The sequence below is a fragment of the Paraburkholderia sp. Ac-20347 genome, assembly GCF_017104805.1.
Classification (GTDB): Bacteria; Pseudomonadota; Gammaproteobacteria; order Burkholderiales; family Burkholderiaceae; genus Paraburkholderia; species Paraburkholderia tropica.
In genome coordinates this window covers 1-3,733 of record NZ_JAAGPN010000450.1, presented here as the reverse complement: position 1 = coordinate 3,733, position 3,733 = coordinate 1, and the positions used below count along the sequence as shown (strand labels likewise).

The window sequence follows — 3,733 nt, the reverse complement described above, 5'->3', positions numbered from 1 at the left end:
GCTCGCGCCGGTGCCCGCGTGGCGCTGCAACACGATCTGGCCCAGGCTGCGCAACAGCGTGCGAAAAAGCGTATGCAACGGCGCGGCAAGCCGGGCGGAAGCGGCATCCGGATGAGCGGGCGCGGGCGTGGAAGTCAGCATGGCGGTCGTGCGGCAAGGCGTGGAGGCGGCATCGAAAATCGCGCGGACGAGGCCAATGCCGCGTCGGCCGGCGCGCATCGCGAGCATAGGCGATGCAGCGGCCGTTGCGCATGCGCGCGCGTTGATAGTCGCTATTTGCGGCGCCGCGTGTTCGCGCCGCGCCTGCGCTACGATAGCCGCAGCCGCGCATCCCGGCGCGGCGGGGAGACGAGCGATGCGTGAAGTGCGTTGGGCTTCGGAGGAAGGCGAGGGCATCGAGCACCTGGCGTTCGATGCGAGCGGCGGCGCGATCCGCGTGGAAAGCGTGGTGGTCGGGCAACGTTACGGCAAGGCTTACGGCTTCTGCTACACGGTGCATTGCGACGCGCAATGGCGCGTGACGTACGCGGCCTTTCGCGTGATGGGCGGCGCGTCGTTCGCGATGCACGGCGACGGTCTCGGCCACTGGCGCGACGGCGCGGGCCGCGCGCTCGACGCGATCGAAGGCTGCATCGACATCGACATCGCGGCGACGCCGTTCACGAACACCTTGCCGATTCGCCGCCTCGGTCTGGCGCGCGGCGAGCGGCGTCCCATCGACGTCGCCTATATCGCCGCGCCCGGACTCGAAGCGACGCGCGTCGCGCAGGCCTACGCGTGCATCGAGCCCGATCGAATCTATCGCTACGAAGGCATTTTTCGCAATTTCACGGCGGAATTGCGCGTCGACGAAGACGGACTCGTGATCGATTATCCGACGCTGTTCCGGCGCTTGCCTGCGCGCTGACTTGTGTCCTCAAACACGCGCGGCAATCGCATGAATCTAGCGTGCGGGATGTTGCGTCGCGCCTTGCGCGGACCCGCTTTGCGTTTCCGTTTGCGTTTCCGTTTCCGTTTGCGTGCCGCCCGTCTGCACGATATGCAGTTCGCGCGTGCGCAGCGGCAGCGCGCAATGCGCGTCGGCGAGCGCCTGGCGCACCTGACGCGAGAGCGCCCAGCGCATGTCCCAGAAGGTGTCGATGTTGGACCACGCGCGGATATTGAGCACGACGGTGCTGTCGTCGAAACGCGTCACCATGACTTGCGGCGCGGGCGCGGCCAGCACGCGCGGATCGGCGGCGGCCAGCGCGCGCAGCGCCTCGATCGCGCGGTTCACGTCGTCGCGCACGGACACTTCGACTTCGAGGTCGAGACGGCGCGTGGGATTACGGCTGAAATTGCGGATCGAGTTGCTCCACAGCGCGCTGTTCGGCACGTATTCGCAGATGCCGTCGGGTTTCGTGAGGCGCGTCGTGAAGAGATTCACTTCCTCGACCGTGCCCGCGACGTTGCCGCCGCCGCCATCGATATAGTCGCCGACCTTGAACGGACGCAGCAGCAGCAACATGATGCCCGCCGCGATGTTCTGCAGCGTGCCTTGCAGCGCGAGGCCGATGGCGAGACCGGCGGCGCCCAGCACGGCCACGATGCTCGCGGTCTGGATGCCCAGTTGCGACAGCGTGCCGACGATGGCGACGAGGCGCACGCCCCACAGCGCGCAATCGCGCACGATGGGACGCAGCGTCGGGTCGATGCCGCTCTGGCCCGAGATCCAGTTGCCGACGCGCCGGGAGATCCACCAGCCCGCCCACAGGATGACGACGGCGGCGCACAGCCGCAGTGCGAGGGCGGAAAGCGCGTCCCACAGGAAACTCCAGTTGGACGGGTGAACGTGCACGAGTAGCGATTGCATGGAGGCGGTCCTCGAAGTCGGGCGCGCCGGTGCATGACCGGCCGCGCAAAGAGGGCCTATTTTACGGGGCGAATCGATCGGATTCGCGCGTTGACCTTTATTTGATCGCTACGTTTTACGTTCGTGAACGTTGTGGATTGTGCGGTGAACGGTATGCCAGCGCGGTGGCCGCGTACGCGCGTCAGCCTCGCGTCGCGACGATGAAGAGGCGCGGGAACGGCAGCAGCACGACGCCGTCATCGAGCGCCGGATACGCGCGCGCGATGGCTTCGCGATAACGCGCGGTGAAGGCGGCGCGTTCGTCGTCGCTGCCTAGCGCGGCGAGAAACGGACGCATCGCGCTGCCCTTGAACCATTCGACCACGGCGTCCGCTCCGCCCGCGAGCGGATGGTAGTAAGTCGTGCGCCAGACGTCCACGCGCGCGCACAACGGCGTGAGCAGCGCGTAGTAATGGCGCGCGTCGAAGCGCTCGGTGCGCGCCACGCCCGCGAGCTGGCTCGCCCACGGCGTTTCGGCGGCGATCTCGCGCAGCAGCGTGTGCGCGGGTTCGTCAAGATTGTCGGGCATCTGGATCGCGAGATGGCCGCCGGGCGCGAGACGCTGCACGAGACGCGGAAACAGCGTGTCGTGGTCGGGCAGCCATTGCAGCACGGCGTTCGCGAGCATCAGGTCATAACGCGGCGCATCGCTGCCGCGTGCGCTCCATTCGGCGATATCGGCGAGTTCGAATTGCAGTTGCGGCAGACGTTTGCGCGCCGCGTCGAGCATGTCCGCCGACGCGTCGAGGCCGCTCACCTGCGCGTTGGGCACGCGGGCCATCAGAATGCCGGTGGAGTTCGCCGGGCCGCAGCCGATGTCGATGGCCGTGCGAATCGTTTGTTCAGGCGCGATCGGCACGGCGGCGAGCAGGTCGCGCACGGGGCGCGTGCGCTCGTCCTCGAACTGCACGTATTGCTTCGCGTAGCCGTCGCGCGTGGTGGTCTTGTCCGCTGCGTTGTTCAGCATGGGCGTCTCCTGTCGAGTGGATGGTGCAAGCCGGATACGCCTATTCTGGGTGCGGACGGTCGATCCGTAAAATGAAATCCACTCGCGCGCGAAAGCCTGCTCTCACGCGGTCCGTTTTAAAATATTTCGGTATCCGTACGATTGGCGATTACGCGTTGGGCGGACTGGCCGCGCCCGCGTTCAGCGCGCGCTGCATCAGCGTGGTGTCGCGCCACGCTCCGTGCTTGAATCCCACCGCGCGCAGCGTGCCGACGAGTTCGAAGCCCTGACTCGCATGCAGCGCGAGCGAGCCGCCTTTCGGATCGGCGATCACGGCGATCATCTGCCGCCACGGACCTTGCTCGCAGCGCGAGATCAGCGCGTCGAGCAGTACGCGGCCGAGGCCGCGTCCGCGAAAGGCTTCGTCGATATAGATCGAATCTTCCACCGTGAAGCGATACGCCGCGCGCGGCCGATAAGGCGTGGCGTAGCAATAGCCGGCGACCTGGCCGTCGATCTCGGCGACGATCCAGGGCAGGCCCTGTTCGCGTACGGCGGCGTGGCGGCGCAGGAGTTCGTCGAGCGAAGGCGGCGTTTCCTCGAACGAGGCTGCGCCGTGCAGTACGTGGTGCGCGTAGATTGCGGCGATGGAAGCGAAGTCGTCGGGCGTGGCGTCGCGCAGCGAGGGCGCGGTGGCGTGCGGTGCGTTCATGAGCGGGCGGCGAAGGGCTCGGGTTGGGGGCCGCGCGGCGGCGGCCCATCCCTCCACTATGCCTTGCGCGCGCGTCGAAATGAAGTGCGTCAGAAAGGGTGCGCGACGCGATGCGTATCGATGCGCATCGACGCGTTGATCGCGCGAATCGACGTCAGCCGCGCTGCGCCTGCGCTGTGCGTTA

4 protein-coding genes and 1 pseudogene are annotated in these 3,733 nt (G+C 67.3%); 1 reads left to right on the top strand and 4 read right to left on the bottom strand.

Features of this window, described 5'->3' with window-relative positions; genetic code table 11:
• A pseudogene (locus G3N97_RS37350) lies at window positions 1-228 on the bottom strand (hypothetical protein); the annotation flags it as partial.
• A gap of 127 nt (window positions 229-355) precedes the next feature.
• Between G3N97_RS37350 and G3N97_RS37345 the strand changes: the two are divergent.
• On the top strand, window positions 356-907 hold the full coding sequence (locus G3N97_RS37345) for a putative glycolipid-binding domain-containing protein (protein ID WP_205997775.1): 552 nt from the start codon (window positions 356-358) through the stop codon (window positions 905-907).
• A gap of 36 nt (window positions 908-943) precedes the next feature.
• Here the strand turns inward: G3N97_RS37345 and G3N97_RS37340 are convergent, their stop codons facing one another.
• The 3 genes from G3N97_RS37340 to G3N97_RS37330 form a co-directional block, all read right to left on the bottom strand.
• Window positions 944-1,852: a mechanosensitive ion channel family protein gene (locus tag G3N97_RS37340; protein WP_205997774.1), complete on the bottom strand. Its 909-nt coding sequence runs from the start codon at window positions 1,850-1,852 to the stop codon at window positions 944-946.
• Between the two features lie 181 nt (window positions 1,853-2,033).
• Window positions 2,034-2,858, bottom strand: a complete 825-nt coding sequence (gene tam, locus G3N97_RS37335; protein WP_205997773.1) for a trans-aconitate 2-methyltransferase — start codon at window positions 2,856-2,858, stop codon at window positions 2,034-2,036.
• A 148-nt stretch (window positions 2,859-3,006) separates the two neighbouring features.
• Complete coding sequence (locus tag G3N97_RS37330) at window positions 3,007-3,606, bottom strand: N-acetyltransferase family protein (protein ID WP_346778178.1); 600 nt, start codon at window positions 3,604-3,606, stop codon at window positions 3,007-3,009.
• Window positions 3,607-3,733 lie beyond the last annotated feature (127 nt).

Excerpts from the sequence above, each read along its gene's own strand:
- G3N97_RS37340 (WP_205997774.1), bottom strand. The coding sequence starts at position 1,852 with ATGCAATCGCTACTCGTGCACGTTCACCCGTCCAACTGGAGTTTCCTG.
- tam (WP_205997773.1), bottom strand. The coding sequence starts at position 2,858 with ATGCTGAACAACGCAGCGGACAAGACCACCACGCGCGACGGCTACGCG.
- G3N97_RS37345 (WP_205997775.1), top strand. The coding sequence starts at position 356 with ATGCGTGAAGTGCGTTGGGCTTCGGAGGAAGGCGAGGGCATCGAGCAC.